This is a genomic window from Kocuria sp. ICS0012 (assembly GCF_001665945.1).
Lineage (GTDB): Bacteria > Actinomycetota > Actinomycetes > Actinomycetales > Micrococcaceae > Kocuria > Kocuria marina.
In genome coordinates this window covers 1-21,381 of record NZ_LZMM01000012.1, presented here as the reverse complement: position 1 = coordinate 21,381, position 21,381 = coordinate 1, and the positions used below count along the sequence as shown (strand labels likewise).

Below are 21,381 nucleotides of genomic sequence, written 5' to 3'. Positions count from 1 at the left end.
CGTAATGCAGGTCACCGAGGTCCGGGTGTTCGGGGGAACATTTCCCGGCAATAACGCCGTTTTCCTAGGGGGTATTCGCCGACGTCACACCTGCATTCATATGCACACAGTGTAGGACACCCCCGGGGAGCGCCATCACCCCTACTCCCCGGTACTTTTGTAGTCACTATGGTGGACACAATCATCCGAGCTCGTCCGCGTGAACCCTGGTATTCCCTTAGACTGTGGCCGTACAGGGCGTGTGGGGCCGGGCTGGGTGATCCGCGACTCACGTAACGCGTCATTGGCCGAGGTAAGGATGAATTGCGTGTTCACGATCATGCCGATTTACGGCACCCGTCCGGAGGCCATCAAGATGGCTCCCATCGTCACCGCTCTGCAGAACAGCGACCAGTTCGAGTGCGTGGTCACTGTGACCGGCCAGCACCGGGAGATGCTGGACCAGGTCAACGAGATCTTTGGGATCACCCCGGAGCACGATCTGAACATCATCCAGCCCCGCCAAACCCTCAATGGTGTGCTGACCCGCACGGTCGAGGGTCTGGACCGGATCTTCGAGGACACTCCCCCGGACGCCGTGGTGGTCCAGGGTGACACCACCACCTCCACCGCTGCGGCGATCGCCGCGTTCTACCGCGGGATCCCCGTGATCCACGCCGAGGCCGGGCTGCGCTCCTTCAACCTGTTCTCCCCGTTCCCGGAGGAGGCCAACCGCAAGATCACCTCGCAGATCACGTCCCTGCACCTGGCCCCCACGGCCACGTCCAAGGAGAATCTCCTGCGCGAGGCCATCACGGAGGAGGACATCGTGGTCACGGGTAACACCGTGATCGACGCTCTGCTGCACACCGTGGAGCAGCAGCTGCCCTTCACGGACCCCCAGCTCGAGAAGATCGCGTCCTCCGGCAAGCGTGTGCTGTTGGTGACCACGCACCGCCGTGAGAACCAGGGCGAGGCGATGCGCGGCGTCGGACGCGCCCTGGCCCGGATCGCGGACGCGGAACCCGAGCTGGCCATCGTGCTGCCCGCCCACCGCAACCCGGTGGTGCGCGAGGCGGTGCTGCCGGCCATCGAGGGCAAGCCCAATGTGGTCGTGACCGAGCCGCTCGCCTACGGCGAGTTCACCCGCATGCTGTCCGTGGCGCACGTGGTGCTGACCGACTCCGGCGGGGTGCAGGAGGAAGCGCCGTCGCTCGGCAAGCCCGTGCTCGTGATGCGCGAGAACACCGAGCGTCCCGAGGCCGTGACGGCCGGGACCGTGAAGCTCATCGGTACGGACGAGGAGCGGATCGTGACCGAGGTGGACCGGTTGCTCAACGACGATGCCGCCTACCACGAGATGGCCAACGCCGTGAACCCGTATGGTGATGGCAAGGCCGCCGAACGCTCCCTGGCCGCGATCGAGCAGATGTTCGATGTGGGCTGGCGCGTGGCGGACTTCGATTCCCAGGCGTAAGCCCGACCCCCTCGCCTCGAACGGAAGGATCACGGTCTCTTCATGCGCATGACAGTCATCGGCACCGGATACCTCGGTGCCACGCACGCGGTGGCCATGGCCGAGCTCGGTCACGAGGTGCTCGGCGTGGACGTGGACCAGGCCAAGATCGATCTACTCTCCACCGGGCAGGTGCCCTTCCACGAGCCGGGGCTGCCCGAGCTGCTGCGCAAGCACGTGGCCACGGGCGCGGTGCGCTTCACCACGTCCTACGAGGAGGCCGGCGCCTTCGGGGACGTGCACTTCATCGGGGTGGGAACGCCCCAGAAGCGCAACGGCCACGCCGCGGACATGACCTACGTGGACTCGGCCGTGGAGCAGATCTCCCGCGCGGCCACGCACGACTGCGTGATCGCCGGCAAGTCCACGGTTCCTGTGGGCTCGGCGGCCCGGTTACAGGAACTAGCCCGCACCTCGGCGCCCTCGAGCACGCGTGTGAGCCTCGTCTGGAACCCCGAGTTCCTGCGCGAGGGTCACGCGGTGGAGGACACCCTGCGCCCGGACCGTATGGTCCTGGGTCTCGAATACGACGACGCCGGTCGCCCCACCTCCGCGGCGCAGGCAGCCGAGGCCGTGCTGCGTGAGGTGTATGCGCACCAGCTCGAGGCAGGGATCCCGTTCATCGTGACCGACTACGCGACCGCGGAGCTCGTGAAGGTCGCGGCCAACAGCTTCCTGGCCACCAAGATCAGCTTCATCAACGCGCTCTCGGAGATCACAGAGACCGTGGGCGGGGACATCCGTACGCTCGCTGACGCGATCGGACTGGACGAGCGCATTGGTCGCAAGTTCCTCAACGCCGGCGTGGGATTCGGTGGCGGGTGTCTCCCCAAGGACATCCGTGCACTGCGCGCTCGCGCCTCCGAGCTGGGTCTGGACCAATCCCTGCGGTTCCTGGCCGAGGTGGACGACATCAACCTGCGACGCCGCGAATACACCGTGCAGTTGGCCGTCCAGGAATGTGGTGGATCTCTGCATGGTGCACAGATCGCGGTGCTCGGTGCGGCGTTCAAGCCCGAGTCCGACGACGTCCGGGACTCCCCCGCCCTGGACATCGCCGCCCGGCTGCACTCCATGGGTGCGGACGTGCGTCTCTACGACCCCCAGGCCAGCCACAACGCCGCCCAGCGCTACCCCCGCCTGGACTACGTGGACTCGCTCGACGCCGCCGTCACCGGTGCACAGGTGACTCTGCTGCTCACCGAGTGGCGGGAGTTCCGGGACATGGATCCCCATCGGGTCTCGGAGCTGGTGTCCACGCCCACGATCATCGACGGGCGGAACGTGTTGGACCCCGCGGCGTGGCAGGATGCGGGGTGGCGGTATCGGGCGCTGGGGCGGCGGCATTGACCCTCCTCTAGCCGTCACCATTCCCCCTCCCCCGTCCCCCTCTTGAGAAGTATCTAATGCCCCCCATACAACAGGTCTCCCTGACGGAGATCGACCACCTCAATTTCGCATCCGAGACCAGGGATGATCCCCGATGCCGCCTTGACGTGGACGTCGACGGACTGAGTATTCCGCTGCTGGTCGTGCCCAGACAAGGTGCACAACGGGTTGCCATCCTGAGCAACGGGGCAGTTGATCAAGCATTGGCGAATAGGCAAGCTGTCTTCCAACGTTCCAGCTGGTACAACGAAATTTCTCATCATCAAATTTACGTCTCGGATCCCGCCACAGGCGCGCCGGATTTTCTTTCTCTGGCCTGGGGGCACGTGACGGAGGAGCACTGGGCCGTTGAGGCCATCGGCCGGGCCGTGAAAGCCGTGGCAGCGCGTCTAGGTGTTGTGGACTGCCGCCAGCGGGTGTATTTCGGATCCTCCGCGGGAGGATTCATGTCCTTGGCGCTGCTGGCCGAGGATCCTGGTGCGCGCGCGGTGGTTAACAACGCACAATTTGACTGGACCCGTTGGATGCCCACAGGCGTCAATGCATTACGCCACGCGCGGTTTGGGAGCAAGTTGCCGGCTGCAATCAGAGAGTTGCACCCGCTCACCTCTAACGTGCTTTCGCTGCTCGTTCACAAAAATCACCCCGTGACGATCGACTACCACGTAAACGTGGCCTCGGTTCATGATCATCAGCAGGATCTTCCGCTCTTCGAGGCGTTTGTCCGTGATCACCCCGAGTTGTGCGGGGACGTTCGGATCCACAAGTACGCTCATTTCGCGCATGGGCACAACCCCATGCCCAAGCCGGATACCCTGCGCATCATCAATCATGCGTTCGATATGCCTGTCCATTTAGTGGACACCAAGTCCGCCCCCGCTGACGAGGGTCACGGCTGGCCCGTGATTCGGCTCATATCAAAAGAGAATGTCACGGAGCACCTTGCTGCGGGGAATACGCCTCTTAGATACGACGTGGACACCGAGACCCCCGGGCAAGAACCGCTGCAGGCAATTCTCACGGACACACCCGGCGCTGACACCCTGGTGGTCGTATTCCATGGTCTAGTGGACAGGCGCAAGTACAACCTGCCTAGATTTGAGCGTTTTTCCGCTCTCCACAACCTTCCACACCACATGCTTTTCGTGTCGGACCCGACGCTTGCAAGTAGGCCGTTGCTGCGCATCGGTTGGTATATCGGTACCGAAGAAGATGCCGTCCCAGAGCGCTTGGCCAGCCACATCACGTCGGTGGCGGATGCTCTAAATGTGAAGAAGATCCTGCTGGTAGGTAGCTGTGGCGGAGGCTTCACTGCCCTCGCCCTTGCTCCGAGAATCCATGGTGCGTTGGCTCTGGCCTTCTCCCCGGATGTGCGAGCGGCGGATTACGCCGGAGGTGGGCCCATGGCAGCACTCGTCTCTGCTGCGTTCCCATCACTCTCGAGCGCAGCAGAGCTACAGCAGAACACACCGTCTATGGTCGATCTCATGGCCTTGTATGACACGACGTCCACGGGTGCGGCTTGGTACATACAAAATAGCGGTGATGAGCTGTACGTCGGTACAGCGATGGAGCCATTTCGCGATCACGTTGACCATCGAGTGCGCTTCGTGTTGGAGCATCACTGCCGAGGACACAATCCTCCTACTCCGGCCCGTGTACGCGCGTGGATCTCGGCTGCCGCCAAGGACCCCGACACCGAGCCCCAACAATTGGGGCGCGGGGTAAACCCTAGGAGAACCGCATGATGCGCGTGGGTCATATTGGTTACTTCGGGTGGGGTAATTACGGGGATGAGCTGATGCTCGAAACCTGGCGTGAGCACTTCGTGGACCGTGCGGCACAGGAAACGGTACATACACTTTTACACCGCCCGTACTTCGAGGAACCCGCTGTCCGAGTAGCAGAGCGGTTCGATGTTCTCATCATTGGCGGCGGAGACCTCATTCAACCTGACTCCATCTCCACCCTGTATTGGAACCGTGCCTGGCTGACCCGGCCCGTCGTGATCGCCGGCGTGGGTGCGGCGCTGGAGCGGCAGCGTCAACGTCCCGACGTGGCCAGCAGGTTGGCCGCATTCATGAGTCACGAGAACGTGAGAATGATCGGCGTAAGGGATTCAGGCACTCAAAACTGGTTATCACACGTCGTACGTCCCTCGCGCAAGATCACCACGGGCGCTGACCTCGCTTTTGCTGCGACGATACCAAGTGCCCCGCGGACCAGAAATGCCGTGGCGGTCGTCCTCAGGAAGTCTCCGTCTACCGACGACGTGACAACTGTCCGCAGGCTGCAGCGGGTGTGCGCCGGCCACGGGACTCGCGTCGAGCTGCTCGTCCTCGCCACCAAGCAGCAGCGAGACAGAGAGACAGCCGAACTGGGCCGCGCGTTCGGGGCCACATTTCCTGTGATCACCTGCTCGACCACAACCGAGATCACCCGACAGTTGAGCGAGTACAGGGGGCTGGTGACGGCGAAGTTCCATGGCGCTGTGATGGCGGCTCGAATGGGTATCCCCACGCTCAGCATGAGAAGGACTCATAAACTCACGGCCCTGGCCCAATCGTTGGGGGACGCGCTCCTTACCGTGCATCCGTCCGCACTGGACGACCGCGGCCTCTGGGATGCCCTGACGAGGACCGTTCCGATGGATGCGGTAAATCGCTTAGAAGAAATGTCCGTCCAACACTGCAAAGAAGCTGTCAGGGCCGCCATGAGACGAAGTCAAGGAGACGAATCATGATATCGGACGAAACTAAGCAAGATCCTCTGTACTCCCCCGTGCATGAGCAGGTCTGGAGCAAAGTGCCTACCATCCTGCCGTTGTACACCGAGTTTCTCATTGTGGGCGGAGGTTTGTCGGGGTGTGCGGCAGCAATCAGCGCAGCTCGCATGGGGGTTAAGGTCACCCTACTAGAGCCCACGCACATGCTGGGTGGCCAGGCGGGGCCTGGAGGCGTCTCGGCCATGGATGAGACCGCGTACTACGACGAGATTATCGCCGACTTCGGTTTCTGGTCCGAGTTTTCGACGAGGGTCAAACGTTTTTACACGTACAAGCTCAAACGTCGTGTCAATGTTTCCCAGTACCGAGACGATTCGTTCGCTCCCAACCCCGTGGTGGTCGACCGCGTCCTGACCCAGATGCTCAAGGAACAGGGGGTTCAGACGTTTCGAAACTTAAAGATTTCCGATGCCGACGTCCGGCGGGGCAATGCCGCAGTCTTCACGAGCGCTGGACGCATCACCGGCCGTCTCGTACTTGATGCGACAGAGGACGGGTGCGTCATCCGGCTCGCACAGGTTCCTCACCGGTTAGGCCATGCCGTGTTCAATGGCCAGCAGTACAGCGCCGAAGACTTCGATTCCACGTACATTCAGGACATCACACAGACCGCCATGATCCGCCGGTATGAGCAGGGAACCATGCCGCGGGAGCTGCGGCTCACGGAACCGCCAGAGAACTACAGCGAGCGTTTGGAGATCTTCCGGGCAGCCTTTCCTAAGGGCCCAGGGAACTCTCGTGGCGATCACCCCAATGCGTTTGCTGGATACCGGGGAGCTCCCGACATCGGCACCGACAACCACTACACGGGTGCGCAATGGGAAAAAATCACTCGGACATCCCTGAACTTTCACAACGATCAAATGACCAACGCGTCCTACCTCCTGGATGCTGATGCTCGGGCCGCCTGCGAACGAGCTGCCATCAACCTCACTCTGGGAGTCATTTACTACCTTCAGAACGAATGCGGTCTGGACTGGAGTGTCGCCACGGACGAGGGGTTCGATCGCGCACCGATTCGTCGCGATCCCCGCGTCATCGAGGGATTGCCCGATGCATTGGTACGGCACTTGCCGCCCATCCCCTACATTCGCGAGTCTGTAAGACTTGTGGGACGGCGCACCATGACGGGCAAGTCCATCTATCGCAGCAGCAACCGCAGCTGCGCTGCATTCGACGTTACAAGTGTGGCGACAGGTACGTATCCACCCGACCTGCACGGGGGCCGTCGCCCCGAGGATCTGGAAGAGGACCTCGAGGAGACATTGGTGGACAAGCCGCGAACTTGGCGAGAAGGTCCGTTCCCGATTCCACTCGGCGCGCTAATCCCTCGCGACAAATTTCCTATCATTGCTGCCGAAAAGAACATCTCCGCCTCCCGAATCGCTGCGGGGGCAGTGCGTCTGCACCCAACCGTTGCCGCTGTCGGTCAGGCTGCAGGCGTCCTCGCGGCGCTCGCCTTTTCGCACAAGGTTCACCCCGGAGATGTGCCCACGCCAGCCGTGCAGATCATGTTGATGCGGCAGGGAGCGTACCTCCCGGCTCAACGAATCGACGATCTTCGGAAGGACGACGACCGGTTCGTTCCCGCTCAGCTTGCACTCTTACACCAAGTGATAGACGAAATTTCCGTGCGCCCGCATGACAAGGCCCCACGGAGCCGGATTGACGTGGACCGCGCGGCCCGAATGGGGCAAGTCATCGTTCAGGAATACGAAGACTGGCTCATCGACACGGCACTTCCGTCCGCCTGAACAACCATTCCTCATCTCCCGCGAAGGATCACCATGCAGAGTATCGACGAACTCAAGGACGAACTGCGGCACAAGACATTCGACCAGGGATTCCACTGGCGCATCTTATTCCTCGGCCGATCCATCAATGGCACGACTGACATCGTGTCCTCCATGTCAAGGTCGCTACGGAATCTCGGCCATCATGTTCTCGACCTTGACACCAAATACCACCGCATCACCGAGAACCCCGAGAGAGCGGCGGGAGGCAAGGGGCCCATCTACGTTCAGGCGTCTTTGATTAAACCAGCGCTCGACCGGTTCAAGCCCCAGATGATCGTTTGCTGCGCCGGAGGTCTGACATTCACCGACGAGGATGCGGCGTGGCTAAAGGCGCAGGGGATCGTTTTAGTAGGTATCACACTGAGCGACCCCGACGTCTTCCCCTCCGTGCACGGGCACGCCCACGTGTTCGATGTGCACACGACGAATGCTGAACTTTCGCTTCAGATGTACCGGCAGGCCGGCGTCGAGAATACCGTCTACTTTCCCTTCGCCATCGACCGCGGCTTCGTGACACAGCACGTCGATGATGATCCTGCCATGGCTGCAAACGTAATTTGTCTCGGCCACGCCAACGATCGGCCGGATCGCAATCATACAATGACAGCCCTCAACCGGAAGTTCGATGTCAAGACCTACGGTCGCGGTTGGGAGATCCCCGGCAGTGAATCGGTGTCGGGTGATAAAGCTCTGCAGGCGCTCAAGATGGGGCGCATTCACATTAATTTCCCACTCACTCGCGCTGGGTACGTAAATATCAAATGTGGAGTCTTCGAGTCGATGGGAGCCGGTGGGCTAGTTGCGACCGGTGAGTTCGAGGAGATGTCCCGGTTCTTCGAGTATGGCGAGGAAATCATTGGGTATGCCGACGAAGAAGACCTGTCTCAAAAAATTCAACGCCTCCTCGATGATCCAGAGGAGTACGAGAGGATCCGCCTGAATGGTTTCAAGCGTTTGATTAATGATCATCTCTACGAACACCGGTGGATGCAGCTTTTCGCACGACTTAGGAATGCCTCGGTTCAGACGACTTCGTGGCTTTCCGAGGAACGTAGAGGCGAGGTTGTCAAAGCGCTAGCGCCATCACTTCCACGGTCCCGTAAGGTGCTACTGTCCGGGTTCTACGGAGCTGGGAATTTGGGCGACGAGCTCATCCTCCGCTCTATTTCCGCCGCCCTGGAGAAGGCCGATCCGGCCATCAACGTAGTGGTCGCCGCGGAAAATCCCTACAAGGTCGAATTGGACCACGGTCTTCAGGCGTTTAAGCGCACGGACGTCTTCGAGGGCGCCCATCAGCTGCACACCGCGGACGCGGTAGTCGTAGGGGGTGGGGGGCTCTGGCATGACTTGACCTTCCAACGCGCCGGAGGACTAGCGAGTCTAGTCACGGGTTCCACGATGTCGATTGCGGGATTCGGTAATTTGCCTCTCATGGGCCGCGTTCTCGGTGTGCCCTATCACGTGATCGGGTTAGGAGCTGGCCCCCTTGAAGACGAGGACGCCAAGGCAATGGTGCACTTCCTCGCCTCACAGACCACAAGTATGCTGCTCCGGGACGAGGAGTCCCGGAAAGTGGTCGAGGGCACGGGTGTCGCCTCAGAATGCATTGAAACCGCGCCGGATGTCGTGTACGCGGTGGATCTGCCTGACCACCCCGGCCGAGATGAGGTGCCAGAAGTTCTCCTCGATCTGAAACGCGATAGCTATCAGCTCATCGGAATCAATCTCCGCCGCTGGTCGCACTTTGATATGACGTCCGTGCGCGCGACTATTGAGAAAACCATCAGTACGATTGCGGCCGGTCAAAAGATTGCCGTTGTGGGCATTCCCATGCAGGCCGGGGCGTCCCATGATCGACAGATTCTGGCGGCCTTGGGTGAGTCACTTACGCCTAATGTACCGTTCGTTATACTCCCTGACCCTCCAAGCTTCTCTCTCCTGGATGCGTGCTTAAACATTCTCGACGTGCTCGTCACGATGCGGCTCCACGCGGCGCTGGTCGCCCATCGCAGGTACATCCCCACGGTGGGTCTCGCCTACGACCCCAAGGTGCAACGTCATTTCGAAGAACTGGGAAGATCCGAGCAGGTCGTGCCGCTCGAAGTGACCTGGGAGGAGTTGCACGATTGCGTGATAAGTGCATTGCAGGAAAATCGCATCAGTGATCCCCTGTTCCGTGAGCGCCTTTCAACACTGGAGACTCGTTCCCTCGCCGCACTCGAGCGGGCTGCGCGACGGGTGTCGACAGCTGAAGTGCGGGCCGCCGTGCACACGATTCCGGTAGAGCGGCCTTTAGAGACTCAGTCACCCACGAAGGCACTGACGAAGCAGATGGCTGGATTCACCAAGGCGGAGTATTGGGCCTCCGGCCTGGAGCTCCCCGGGCGTCAACTCAATGTTCTATTCGATGCGCCCCGCGCCCTACACGTGTCACTCCCCGTGACCGCTCCTAAGCCGGGCCAGGAAATCCACAACACCTGCACCCTGCGGTTGAAGTCGACTCGTCCGGTCGAGATATCCCTGACCCTCGTAAGCAACTACGTGCGGCCCCAGAACGAAGGGAAGATCACAATTCGCCTGCGAGCGGGCAATCACATCTTCACTGATGATCTCGCACGGAGCAAGGAGCCGGTCATGCTGCGGCTCAGGACTAGTGGTTCCCTTGAGATTCCCGTGGATTTCGGGCTCACCGTGAACGAGCGTTGCTACCCCGCCCAATCCTGGCCGCGATACAGCCGAGTTTCTCTACGAGTCGAAGAAGTCCATGACATCGAGGACCGGGGGCCGGTCCCGGCTCTATTCGCATCCTCAGGTGTCGTGTCGGTGATACCCGTTGAGGACCAGGAGAGCAGGGGCGCTAGCGAGGACCACAATGTCGCGGCAAGTCTAGACTCCTAATCATGTCCAACTTCCTTCTGGTCGTCGGCCACAGTGAACGCTTCGGCTCATTGCGCAACATTTTGGACGAGATCAGTAATGGATCTCAAGGAGACAGAAGCGACGGGTGGCTCGCATCAGGTTGGCGGTACAGCTGGTTCTCCCACCGCGCCCACGCGGATGCAATTGGCGGTGGCGGGCTATTCACCGGTTTTGCCGTGGATGACAAGAACCAGATTTTCGCTTTCGGTTCCGAAGGCTGGCGCCAACAGAACCAATTGGGTGGCGGCGCTGACTTGCCGGGATGCTACGTGCGCGTCGGATGGAACGAGGGACACCTCACGGTGCACGGCGACGTATTTCGGATGATGCCACTCTTCGTATCCACGGAGCCCGGGGGTCTGCTAGCCTCTGATTCGGCTTACGTACTGATGCAATTGCGACGCAGGCTGAATCTGCCAGTTACCCTAGATCGAACGGTCACCGAAGCGATGTTGTGGCCGAATGCCATGGCCGCGCAATTGCTCGGCAGCCGCACGCTCGTGCGGGAGATCAGTTACGTCACTGTCGGGGGCCATATCCGGCTCGATCTCCGAATCCCCAATTCCCGGGCCTCCGTGAGTTACACAGATGTCCACACGCAGTTTTCTCCCGAAGGAGATGCTTACCGTCACGAGCTGCGCACCGCCGCCGTTCGCATCGCCTCCGCGGTTCATACCGTGGCCACGTCCGGCCCTGAACACGCGCGGCTCGCGTTATCGGGCGGCAAAGACTCCCGGATTTGTCTCGCGGCGGTGCTGCTATCCAGTCAGGTAAAACGCGGTGCAGTCTTCAGCTGCACGAACACCCAGCCGCAGCATCAGCGCGATTACGAAGTGGTCCAGGCCCTCGCAAAGGAGTTCGGGTTCGACCTGGGATCACGGCTGCCTCCGGATCATAGGACACGACAGATTCGGCGATTTCCGCAGCCGTTCACGCTCTGGCTTACAGATCAATCGCTGTGCTACTACCCCTTCAAAGTTCAATCGTATGCACTCGCCGCACCGGGCCCATTTTCCATTGCAGGACTCGGATCTGAATTGTATAAAGGCAACTACGAATTACAAACTCTTCCACAGGTGATTAGTTCTCTAGCCGCCCGCATGCCCCGCGTCGCGCGGGCTGTGGACGAAATCGCCACTGACGCGCTTCTCGCTGCGGGTGTCCAGCCTGGGGAACCGCAGAGCGTGGAATGGCACTACCTACTACTGCGAAACGCGCTGCATGGAGGACGCTTCGTTCCCGCCACCAAGTTGGGTTTACGTCCCCTGCAGCAGTCAAACTTGGTGGGGCTCGCGAAGCTTGCGGGCACTGCACGCTTCCCCGAACTTGAACATCCCAGCCAGATTTCCGATGATCTGCTCGCGTTATTGAATCCGTCTTTGGCTGCTCGCCCCTTTGATAAACCGGGAAAAAACGTAGCGCCGAGCGACATCATCGATCGGCTGAGGCACCTTGGGGGCCCGATCAGTTCTACGGAAGTCACGCAGTATCGAATGCTCGGATCCGTCTCGGCAGTCCGAGGAGGACCGTTGCCGAGCTTGGCCAGGCTCGTTCCAGAAAGTGGCCCGGCGGGGCGTCTCGCCCGCAGCGAGCTCATCCCAATGGTGGACGCGGCCGTAGCTCAAATCTCGGAAAGCGCGTTGCCTGCGGAAATTTCGGCAGCTGCACATAACGCGGCCCGGACGATACGCGACGCGGCCGTTGCCGTGTCTCATTCCCGAGGTGACGTGGGACGGATTCTCGCGATTGCGGAGGTAATACGATAGCACAGCGGTGCGGCGGGGATGGCCTCACCAGCCCAGGTGTTGTCCTAATTCTGCGCAGAATGCCTGACTAACCTTATGGCTATGCAAGTGGGCAATGGATTTCACTACCACACCCGGTGGTGTCGCATGGGCCAGCTCAGCCGATAGTTCGAGTTCCGACGCGAATTCAGCAGCTCCCAGAGAGGCCGGTTCACGCAGCAACCGCACCACGTTGGCCGGCAGGGCTTCTCTAAATACGGGGGTGTCGGTAGCTATTACTGGCAAACCAAAGCTCAAGTAGAGCAGAGCCGCTCCCGAATTCAATGAACGGGTGTAGGTCACCGCTCCGACGTCCGCGGCGTTGAGGTAGTACTGCGCCTTCTGTCCGGGAATTCGTGCGGGTTCGATTAGTACGTTGGGGTCCAGAAGACATCGGTCTACAAAAGCACGCACATCGGGATCGTCATCAGGGTGACCCGCCACAACTAACCGATACTTCTCCCATGTACTGCGGGCGCAAAGGAATTGGAAAGCGTCCAGGAACTCATGCAACCCCTTATACGACTTTAAAGCGCCAAAGATGAGGAACACGGTCTCGTCGGCGTCAATCCCCAGCGCCGCTCGGGCATCGGAGCGCGATATGTAGTTCTCATAGGCACCCACGTAGCTCGGGTGTGGAGAAATGATTACCTTGGCCGGATCGACTTCGAGTAACCCAGCCATTGCCGTGGTAGTAGCGCCTGACATGACATGAACCACATCGGCCCTGTCCGCTAAGCCTTGCTGCAGTTCCAGTTCCTCCTCCACATAAGTCGCGTCATGAGGATAGAGATTGTGCGCCGTCCAGACCACAGACGCGCCACGGGCTTTCAGCCGATCCACGCGGCCCAGGAACCCCCTGGCCTTGGTTCGGGCGCGCTCTGCATCCTCCGCCACACCGATGACCCAATTAATCCAGTGAAAGTGGATGGTCTGACTACGAGTCATTCCCGAAAATTCGGGCAGGACGTTGAAATCGAACCCGCGCAACACGGGTGCCGCAGCCACCCCTGCTTCACCGAATGCCCGATACAACAAAGATTGATACGGATTCATGCGCGCCACCGCGGTGTATCCCAGCAGATGGGGAGGCACGCCGACGTCCAATGCCCGAACGGCTTGGTGAAGTTCGTTCACCGGGCTTCCCGGCATCCTGCTGAACCCGTGGAGCACTGCACGCATTACTTTTCCCCTCTCGTGGGTTCGGAATCCCGGCCGGTCAACGCATCAAAGTACTCCACGTAGCGCGGACCATTGTGGTTCCACTGTCGTTCTTGCCGTACCCAGCTCAGTCCAGCAGAGGCCCGCTTCTCACGGTCTTGGGGATTATCAGCGATTTGTTCCAGTACACGGCTGAGTGCCCCAGCATCTCCGGGCGGGAAGGCCCAACCGCGGTGAGGTGGATCCGCGATTTCGACCAACCCCGGAAGGCTGCTGACCACGAGCGGAAGACCCATCGCCATGGCCTCGAACGGCTTCAATGGCGTGACATACGTCGCTGCCCGCTCTGCGATCCGAGGAACGACGAACGTGTCGATGAGTGAGTAATAGCGATGAATAGAGGAGTGGTCTACGCGACCGGTGAAATGTACCCTTTCCTGAACCCCAAGGTCCTCGGCAAGATGCTCCAGATTGTGCCGTCGCGGACCGTCACCCACCAGTACACAATGATCCGGTCGGCCTCGTGCCGCGAGGTGCGCAGTTGCTCGAATTAGTGTTTCTTGCGATTCCCGATGATGATCCATGTTGGACACATACCCGAAGGTGGGGGCCGAACCAACGCCTAGTGACTTGGCCAATTCCTGGTCCTTGCGGCGCGGTTGGAACCGATCGCAATCCACCCCATTGGGGATGAGCCCAATCTTGTTAGGTGCAATTCCGCGGGAGATCAGCTCCTCGCGCATGGATTCGCCAATGGTGAGGACGAGGTCCACTGATTGCATGCAGTCCAACTCGCGAGCCAAGCGCCGTTCGTATATCTCCCCGGATGCCTCATACTGAATTTCACTGGTCCAGTTGGTTTCGAAGAAGGACCGGACCTCGTACACCACAGGAATGCCCGTCTTGGCCTTGAGGGCCAGGGCCACAAGGACGGTCTCAAATCCCCGCCTGCCAGAACTCGCATGGATAACGGCTGGCCTTATTTCTTTCATACTCGCGTACGCCATGTCTGCGAACAGCTGCAGGTACCGATCTGCGGGCATACCGGTGAGGTCCACTGGCCCCAGATCTAGATGAATATGCTTGATGCCATCCACTGTGCGGGAGGACTGCATTGGGGAAGACTGCCCGTTGCGGGGAAAACCAGGTTCGGTGACCACCACGGGGTCGAGACCAGCACTTTTCTCAGCGAGAAAGTTGTTGTGACTGCGAGATGTGAAACCATTGGACAGATAGGGCCTGCTTTCTTTCGCTAGGTGCATCACTCGGTTGTGTGACGCCGGTTCTATAGGATCGAGGGGGCCCAATATTCTAGGGCGTACGCCAAGTAGCTCTTTGAGTCGCCCTTCAAGGCCGGCGCTGGCGACTACGGTAGATTCGTTCTTGGCGATGAGGCGGTGCGTCAGGAGCAACACCTCTGACAGTTCACCTGTTTTACCAAGAATTGCTCGGCGGACTTTCAAATAATCCGTGTCATCATCGAATCGATCCCCCCAATGCCGCATTAGATAGACGGCAGTCGGGTACTCGCCGGAGGCGAGAAGGGCACGCAAAATCGAGACGGCGAGGTCAACCCCGGCACCCCCAATGGCTGCACCGAGGGCATTACTGTCCGAGGGATCGAAGGGGGCCAGAGTGGTGTCGTTCATTTCCGTGCTCATGAGGTCGGCGAGAGAGTAGTCATGGGAAAGTCAGCGCCGATGCGTCGTTGCAGCAAACGCACTGCAGCATTGGCCTCAGCCTCGAGCTGCGCCACCGCGAGGGAGGAGATCGGGACCCGTCCGAGCTCGGCCTTGGACAGCATCTCGGGGTCCTCGTTGGAAGACAACAGATAGCGACGATCCAAACGCGAATACAAGTTTCTACTCTTGGTCGTGGCCGACAAAACGAGTGATGAGACACCATACATTGTGGCTGCCACGGTGCCGTGAAATTTGTTCGACAGAAGTAGGTCTAACCCGCCGATCCAGGAGCTCAATTCATTAATATTCTCGGAATCCAGGATCACCTGGTCGTCGAACGGAAATGCCCGGGCTACTTCCAGGTCAGCGGCCCTCGTGCGCCCAGTGCCCAGCACCAGGTTTACGATGTCGAATCCCCGGTCACGGAGACCCGTGCACGTTTTCATCAGTTGAGCCGGGTCTGAGCCCGCGCGGTGCGTTCTCAGATTGATGCCAATAGTTGGGTTGGCGAACTTGTAAGCGGGTGGCATGGACAAGTTGTAAGCGAGATCAGCATGAACGGCCACCTGCACGTGCGGCTCAAGGAACCGGCGAATCCATTGCGCGCTCTCCTCGTCCCGGGCCGAGATGTATCTAACATTAGGGTGCTGGAAGAAGTTCTGAAGCCTCTCGATGACGTCGGGAGCCCGGTGTTTGATCCAGGTGGGAACTCCCACACCGCTAATGTATACAGGCCGTTGCAGCCAGGCCCGGTTCCAATAGAGGGGAGAAATTTTATTGGGAATAACAAGATCCCCGCCCCCAATGATGAGCGCATCGAACTCTTTTGCTACATCAGTCGCTTGGCGCGTAAAGTATGGAGCCGCGAGTTGGTCGTGGACCACCGCTACCTCGTGATGCAGCCCTACTGATTGCTGCCACTGTTGCAGGAACAGTTCGTCCCCATAGTTGCCCCAGCCGAAAAAACCCACCAGTCCAATTCTGGCCATACCTTATTCACCTCATGTTGAAAATTCGACGCAGGACGTCCGTGCATCAACTCGTCAATTTTTCCAGCTGCTCTTGGGGGCCGACAACCGTCCAATTGGATCCTTCGAGGTATCGATTCTTCTTGGATTTGTACTCGGAGATGCGGGCGTTTTTCTGCTCATCGTTCTCGTACACAGTCAGCCATACATTCCCCCCACAGCTTATAGCCTCCTTGATTCCGGAAGTCCTGAATGATTTCTCGCTATCGCAAGGGACGTCCAAGTCCGTGATCCTTGATCTCAAGTCAGAGACAGAGTCTACGGATTTGTCGGTCATCTGCTGGCTACCGCATCCTGTAGCGAGCAGGAGGGAAATAAAAGCAAGCACGGTCAGGGCGGTTCCTCTAGGCATAGTGCACCTCGATTTTCTTCTTCTTTGTTGGGGGGGGGGTACGCCGTCGTTCTAGTCAAAATCGTCTAAGACTATTTCGAAGTCGTCGCCCAAAGGACTTCAGGGTTTTCAGATTTAGGCGGATTCGGTTTTTTCGCGGGGTTTCAGCCTGCTCAACCCGCTTACGCAGCTCAGACTCCAGCCACCAGATCTTTTTCTGCATAGAGTCCTGCTGGGTTTTACTCTCGACGCGTCTCGTTTGTGCGCTGGACCACTCCGACTCCAGCCACCAGATTTTCTTCTGCATGTCATCATGTTCGAGTTTTTGCGACTCATAGAGATGTGACACGCGGGCCAATCGGTCAATGGCCGTCCGGGCCATCTCTCGAGAAAAGGCGAGGGAATTCCGCATCGCGTCCCATTCGTCACGAAAGTCCGGTTTCATTGCAACCGAATTTTCGGCGCAGAGTGGACGCCGCGCCGCACTCTTTGCGCTCTGCCACTCCTTCCGGAAGAGGTCATCCAGTTGTTCATGCACCGACGATGCCGTCATACGTGCCCGTACGAATTCCTGGGCTCGGATGGCCCTACGATCTCGTTCCCCCGCATCAGCTCGCATCATTGCAATGCTCTCTGCCATTTCAGACACATCGCTGTGTAACCACTCGCGGGGATAGATAAATTCAGACCCAGCCCATGCCAACGAAAGGGGGACTGCACCGGAGGAGGCACCGTCGGGAAGGGTCAAATGGAATGATTCATGATCGGACACCGAGAGCGCGAATCCGATGCCCTGGAACCACGATGCCATGTCGTCTCCGTGTGGGTCGAACACCACAGCTTCCCGTCCGGCGGCTTTATTGATCGAGGCAGCGCGAGTTCGGAGGTCATCGTAGAAAGCCATTTCCCCGGGTCGGTTGTGCATCCAGGGATATTCATCAGCCTGTCGGCCCTTGAGACGCAGGGTGAAATCCGGGTATTCCTCTAACAATAGCTCGATGATGTCGAGCGCTCGGTCGGGACGCTTTGACTGCGGGACGAGACCCACGACACCCATGGTATGTTCGGCGGCATCAGTCTTTGGCCTGTCGAGTGTCTCGGTCTGTACCGCGTTGGGGATGACGACGCTCTTCTCCCGTGGAACCCCGTGACTCCTGACCGCGGTCTCCAGCGCTAGACGACTGACGAACACGTAGGTGTCCACCGCGTCATGATTGATTCTCCGCAAATGGGGGCCGCGTAGTTCTTGCCCATGTATTCGCACCACAAGACGTTTGCCGGCTTGGACATGCTGGGAGTACCACACTGCGTTACCGAGTCCCCATTCGCAGAATACGGCGTTCGCCTGGACCATCAGTCCTACGGATGTAGCTTCGTCGTGCTCCGCGTGGCTATCCCATAGGTCGACTAGGACCTCTACCCCCGATGAACGCAAATGCGTCTGCCACGAGCGCAAAAATTTTAGGTCGTGGCCCGCGATGAGCAGTCGGTTCGGTAGAACGGCTTCTCGACCCGAGTGCCGGGAAGATGCGATCTCTTTACGGCGTGGTCCGGGGAGAACCAGGGTGATGCCGGACCCGGCGGTACGTTCTTCAGATTCTCCGAGCTGCTCTTCGCTCCCGGCCAGAACTCCCCGGCGTAGGGATCCCGATATGTGTTTCGAGCGGTCGTTGGACCGGCCGGGATCTACGACGGCACCAATGCCTTGCCTTCCGGATTGCTCGGCGGTGAATATTGTGTCCCAGTGGCCCCAGGCCGTGCAGGATAAGGCGTCCTCCGCCCAGGTGCGAGGCGGATTCTTAGGTAGGCAAGCCCACCAATCGCACGCCCCGTGAGGCAGGGCCGTGCGGGACCCAGAGGTGGGAACAACAACCTTGATTCCTTCGGCGGTAAACCGCTGCGCCGAGCGTTCGGAAGTATGGCTTGGCCTTTCTGTCGATTGGCCCTCGGCGACAACTACGGTGGGCAGCCACGACTGGTTCAGCACCCGGTCGACTGCTGCCTCGTCACAAAAGTCGACGGACGCGCCCCACGAGGGTTGAGTCAAGCCGGCAATGGCGAGTCCTGCGGTTCTAGCAAGGATGATCAGGGCAGAATCGGCCGTGTGGCCCCTCAGTACCGTCCGCATTTGCAGCCACGCCTCGGCCCGGCGCGCCTCCGGATCTCTATGCCACAGAGCCATGATCGCATCCCAACAAGCGGCGTCATTCGTGGCCGGAATGCACCCATTGAACACCTCGGACACGGCCCGCGATCCCGTTGACAGGATGACCCCCCCGGATGCGGCCACCTCCACGACCCGTCTGGAGAACATGGTGGGGGATTGCGATACCGAATTGGCGTTTAGTTGCGCTATGTGACCGGAGTAGCTCGTGAGGACCTCCTGGTACGGAATGGATCCTCGAACGTGATCCCGGAATTTATCAGGAAAACGGTAAGGGGAATTGAGAATACCGAGTTGCCGGTCATAGATCGTCAGACCGTACCGGCCAGCTGTTTCTAAGAGCCGTCCCAGCTGTCGCGATCGTTCGGGGTATCGGGCCCCGTAAAATGTGCCAGCGTAAGCGAAAGTCGGGTCCTCGGCAGCGCACCCGGAAAGGGGGTTGTGGATTGCGGGCTGGGCAAAGAATGGGAGCGACGAAACGGTACGGACGCGGGTTGGCTCTGCCTCACGGTCAGCCTGGACATAGGTCGCGATGAGATCGGCGTCCGAGGTGAATACGTGATCGCAACGCAGTGCGGCGGAAAGGAATCGGCGGTAGTGAACCGGGTCCTCCTTGTTCCAGAAGACAGTAGGTATCCCCAGGTCGTTACAGGTTCGAATAACCGCGGCAAGATCCTCGTCGTCGGCGGCGGAATAATTGCCGACTCCCCGATGCCATTGCTTTTTGTTCCCACTCCACGCCGATTCGATCAGAAGGAGGTCGGGGCGTTTCGCACGAATCTGGTCAGGTGCCCCCGTCCGTTTCAGCGGCAAGAGGTCGACAGCTGGTTCGAGTGACCGCGTGGTGAATTCGTCGGCGATGACGGCCACGGTCAAGGCACTCAATTCCTTGCCCACTACACCGGTTTCGCGATGAAACTCTTGCGCAGCGCTATACGTCTTGAGAACCAGCGCTCCCAGATGTTTCCATTGGCGGTGCATCATCACCCAGCGTCGTGAGCGGCGCCCCATGGCGAGACTTAGCTCCCGGTCCTCCAGTAGAAGCTGGAGTGCGTCGGCGAGGCTCTCAACGCTTCCGGGTTCGTGCAGTATGCCTCGTGACCCTACTCGGACGTTCCTACCGCCGTGGGCTACGCCCGCGAGAATTCGATGCGGAGAGACATCGGACATGACGACAGGTTTGCCGGCGGAGAAAGCCTCCAGGGGTTTAAGGGGGGAGACCATCTCCGTGACGGGCAGAGATAGCCGCGGACAGCAAACGAGGTCCACACAGCCGAGAAACCGCGGAACGTCACCGATCTCCAGCCGTCCCGCGAACGTGACGTACTGCCCTAGTCCCCGATTCGACACTTGGTCGGCAAGACTCTCCTTGGTTCCTCCGTTACCCGCCAGCGCCAAGTGAAAACGGACCCCACGGGATACGAGCATTTCCGCGGACTGGAGAAGCAATTCGAGTCCTTCATACTGCACGAAGGAACCGGCAAATCCGATAATGGGGGGTTTGTCGGCGAGACCCAGCCGCGTGGCCATTTCCTCGTCGAACGGGAGGGGCAAAAAAGTCTCGGAATCCACGCCGTTGGGCAGCAACTCCACCCGGCTCGCAGGTACCCCTCGCTCGATTAGTTCCGCGCGAGTCTCGGTAGTAATGGCCAACACCCGGTCTGCTCGCGTCGCTACAAACGTCTCCATGTCTTTTTGCAAGGCGTAGCGGTCAGTCCTTTCCCATCCTTGGTTAACCGAGGCTTCGGTGATCTCCCATAATCCCCGAACCTCGTACACAAAGGGCAAACCCAACCTACGCGCGGCAATGAGTGCGGCCAAGCCTGTCACATAGTTCGAGGCCGCGTGCATCACGGATGGCCTAATGTTCTTGGCCTCCCGCACGAAGGCATCGGCTGCTGCCAGTACGTACTCGCGCAATCCCACGGCCCCGATAGCGGCACCGGGAATGTGGGTCCATTGCACGCCGTCCATCTCAATTGTGTGCCGTTGCTCACTCGGCAGACTCCGAGTGGGGTTGGTTGTATCCCACGGATAGCCCAACCTGGCAACCACATGAATGTCGGTGCCAGCCGCGGTCACACCAGCTGCCACACCGTGCGTTCGAGTGGAATAACCGTTCGAGTGGAATACCGGTGTCGAATGCACGCAGTACATCACGCGGTGGCGTTCACACTTGATGGCGGCACCAACGCATTTCGGGGGAATCAGCTGGCCGGGCGCATTCCAAAGCTCCGTCGCACTTTCAATCCGTTGCGCCAACACCCTGTCCCGATGCGACAATTGCGGCAGTAGGGCTGGATATTTCTTGATCAGAGCAAGCGGCCGATGAAGGTCCCCATCTTGGAAGTACATCCTGCGCAGCGCAGCAGCCATCCATCGTGGAGACTGGTTCTGGCCCAGTCCCGATTCCAGCTCGTCCGTGGTGAAGCGGTCCATTTCCGCCAGATCCACCCGGATGTCGGCTTCCCCTTCGGGACGATCGATGTTGGATTCAGGCTTGCAGGCTGCCAACAACGCGCGTGACAGTTCGAGGTCGCTTCGAGCCGTCTGCAGCTGAGTCAAAAAGCCTTCCGCGTTCTCGCTGACGTGCTCAACCAGAGCGCGGCGCCACGTCAGCGCGTCGGGTCGCTCGTCGGAATGCATGGGGGTGCTCCTGGGGGATACGGCGCGCCGGGGGTGCGCGCGAGAAGACGATGCGGGGGCGGGGGGGGGGGGGGGGGGGGCCCCCCCCCCCCCCGCCGGGGGGGGGCCCCCCCCGCCCCCGGGGGGGGCGCGCCGCCCGCGGGGAGGGGGGGGGGGGGGGGGGGGGGGGGGGGGGGGGGGGGGGGGCGGCCCGGCGCGCGG

At 60.0% G+C, this 21,381-nt stretch carries 12 protein-coding genes; 7 read left to right on the top strand and 5 right to left on the bottom strand.

Features of this window, described 5'->3' with window-relative positions; translation table 11 throughout:
• Positions 1-298: 298 nt before the first annotated feature.
• Genes wecB through A5728_RS13905 form a run of 7 tightly spaced genes read left to right on the top strand, consistent with a single transcriptional unit; the run spans position 299 to position 12,150 of the window.
• Positions 299-1,456: a non-hydrolyzing UDP-N-acetylglucosamine 2-epimerase gene (wecB, locus tag A5728_RS01175; protein ID WP_064845315.1), complete on the top strand. Its 1,158-nt coding sequence runs from the start codon at positions 299-301 to the stop codon at positions 1,454-1,456.
• A 42-nt stretch (positions 1,457-1,498) separates the two neighbouring features.
• Positions 1,499-2,845 carry a UDP-glucose/GDP-mannose dehydrogenase family protein gene (locus tag A5728_RS01170; protein ID WP_064845313.1) on the top strand — a complete coding sequence of 449 codons (1,347 nt, stop codon included), beginning with the start codon at positions 1,499-1,501 and terminating at the stop codon, positions 2,843-2,845.
• Positions 2,846-2,901: 56 nt separating this feature from the next.
• Positions 2,902-4,632, top strand: a complete 1,731-nt coding sequence (locus A5728_RS13910) for a hypothetical protein (RefSeq protein ID WP_156523334.1) — start codon at positions 2,902-2,904, stop codon at positions 4,630-4,632.
• Entirely contained in the window at positions 4,629-5,627 is a 999-nt protein-coding gene (locus tag A5728_RS01160) for a polysaccharide pyruvyl transferase family protein (RefSeq protein ID WP_064845311.1), read from the top strand. The genes A5728_RS13910 and A5728_RS01160 overlap by 4 nt, the downstream gene beginning before the upstream one ends.
• Complete coding sequence (locus A5728_RS01155; RefSeq protein ID WP_064845310.1) at positions 5,624-7,423, top strand: FAD-dependent oxidoreductase; 1,800 nt, start codon at positions 5,624-5,626, stop codon at positions 7,421-7,423. The genes A5728_RS01160 and A5728_RS01155 overlap by 4 nt, the downstream gene beginning before the upstream one ends.
• A 33-nt stretch (positions 7,424-7,456) precedes the next feature.
• A complete protein-coding gene (locus tag A5728_RS01150) occupies positions 7,457-10,363 on the top strand; it encodes a glycosyltransferase (protein ID WP_064845308.1) in 2,907 nt (968 codons plus the stop codon).
• A 2-nt stretch (positions 10,364-10,365) separates the two neighbouring features.
• Entirely contained in the window at positions 10,366-12,150 is a 1,785-nt protein-coding gene (locus A5728_RS13905) for a hypothetical protein (RefSeq protein ID WP_156523333.1), read from the top strand.
• Between the two features lie 24 nt (positions 12,151-12,174).
• Here A5728_RS13905 and A5728_RS13285 read toward each other — a convergent pair whose 3' ends face one another.
• From A5728_RS13285 to A5728_RS13275, 5 genes are read right to left on the bottom strand one after another with little or no spacing between them, the layout of a single operon-like run.
• Positions 12,175-13,305, bottom strand: a complete 1,131-nt coding sequence (locus tag A5728_RS13285; protein ID WP_159450046.1) for a glycosyltransferase — start codon at positions 13,303-13,305, stop codon at positions 12,175-12,177.
• A gap of 44 nt (positions 13,306-13,349) precedes the next feature.
• Positions 13,350-14,990 (bottom strand): glycosyltransferase family 4 protein, encoded by a 1,641-nt coding sequence (locus A5728_RS13280; RefSeq protein ID WP_082943139.1) that lies wholly within the window; start codon positions 14,988-14,990, stop codon positions 13,350-13,352.
• Positions 14,987-16,000, bottom strand: a complete 1,014-nt coding sequence (locus A5728_RS01145; RefSeq protein ID WP_064845307.1) for a polysaccharide pyruvyl transferase family protein — start codon at positions 15,998-16,000, stop codon at positions 14,987-14,989. Before A5728_RS01145 ends, A5728_RS13280 begins: the two co-directional genes overlap by 4 nt.
• A gap of 46 nt (positions 16,001-16,046) precedes the next feature.
• Positions 16,047-16,391, bottom strand: a complete 345-nt coding sequence (locus A5728_RS13900; protein ID WP_143467416.1) for a hypothetical protein — start codon at positions 16,389-16,391, stop codon at positions 16,047-16,049.
• A gap of 55 nt (positions 16,392-16,446) precedes the next feature.
• A complete protein-coding gene (locus A5728_RS13275) occupies positions 16,447-21,180 on the bottom strand; it encodes a glycosyltransferase (RefSeq protein ID WP_082943138.1) in 4,734 nt (1,577 codons plus the stop codon).
• Positions 21,181-21,381: the final 201 nt, after the last annotated feature.

Coding starts and splice junctions, on each gene's coding strand:
- A5728_RS01170 (WP_064845313.1), top strand. CDS start 1,499: ATGCGCATGACAGTCATCGGCACCGGATACCTCGGTGCCACGCACGCG.
- A5728_RS01160 (WP_064845311.1), top strand. CDS start 4,629: ATGATGCGCGTGGGTCATATTGGTTACTTCGGGTGGGGTAATTACGGG.
- A5728_RS13905 (WP_156523333.1), top strand. CDS start 10,366: ATGTCCAACTTCCTTCTGGTCGTCGGCCACAGTGAACGCTTCGGCTCA.
- A5728_RS13910 (WP_156523334.1), top strand. CDS start 2,902: ATGCCCCCCATACAACAGGTCTCCCTGACGGAGATCGACCACCTCAAT.
- A5728_RS13900 (WP_143467416.1), bottom strand. CDS start 16,391: ATGCCTAGAGGAACCGCCCTGACCGTGCTTGCTTTTATTTCCCTCCTG.
- A5728_RS01145 (WP_064845307.1), bottom strand. CDS start 16,000: ATGGCCAGAATTGGACTGGTGGGTTTTTTCGGCTGGGGCAACTATGGG.
- A5728_RS01150 (WP_064845308.1), top strand. CDS start 7,457: ATGCAGAGTATCGACGAACTCAAGGACGAACTGCGGCACAAGACATTC.
- A5728_RS13280 (WP_082943139.1), bottom strand. CDS start 14,990: ATGAGCACGGAAATGAACGACACCACTCTGGCCCCCTTCGATCCCTCG.
- A5728_RS13275 (WP_082943138.1), bottom strand. CDS start 21,180: ATGCATTCCGACGAGCGACCCGACGCGCTGACGTGGCGCCGCGCTCTG.
- A5728_RS01155 (WP_064845310.1), top strand. CDS start 5,624: ATGATATCGGACGAAACTAAGCAAGATCCTCTGTACTCCCCCGTGCAT.
- wecB (WP_064845315.1), top strand. CDS start 299: ATGAATTGCGTGTTCACGATCATGCCGATTTACGGCACCCGTCCGGAG.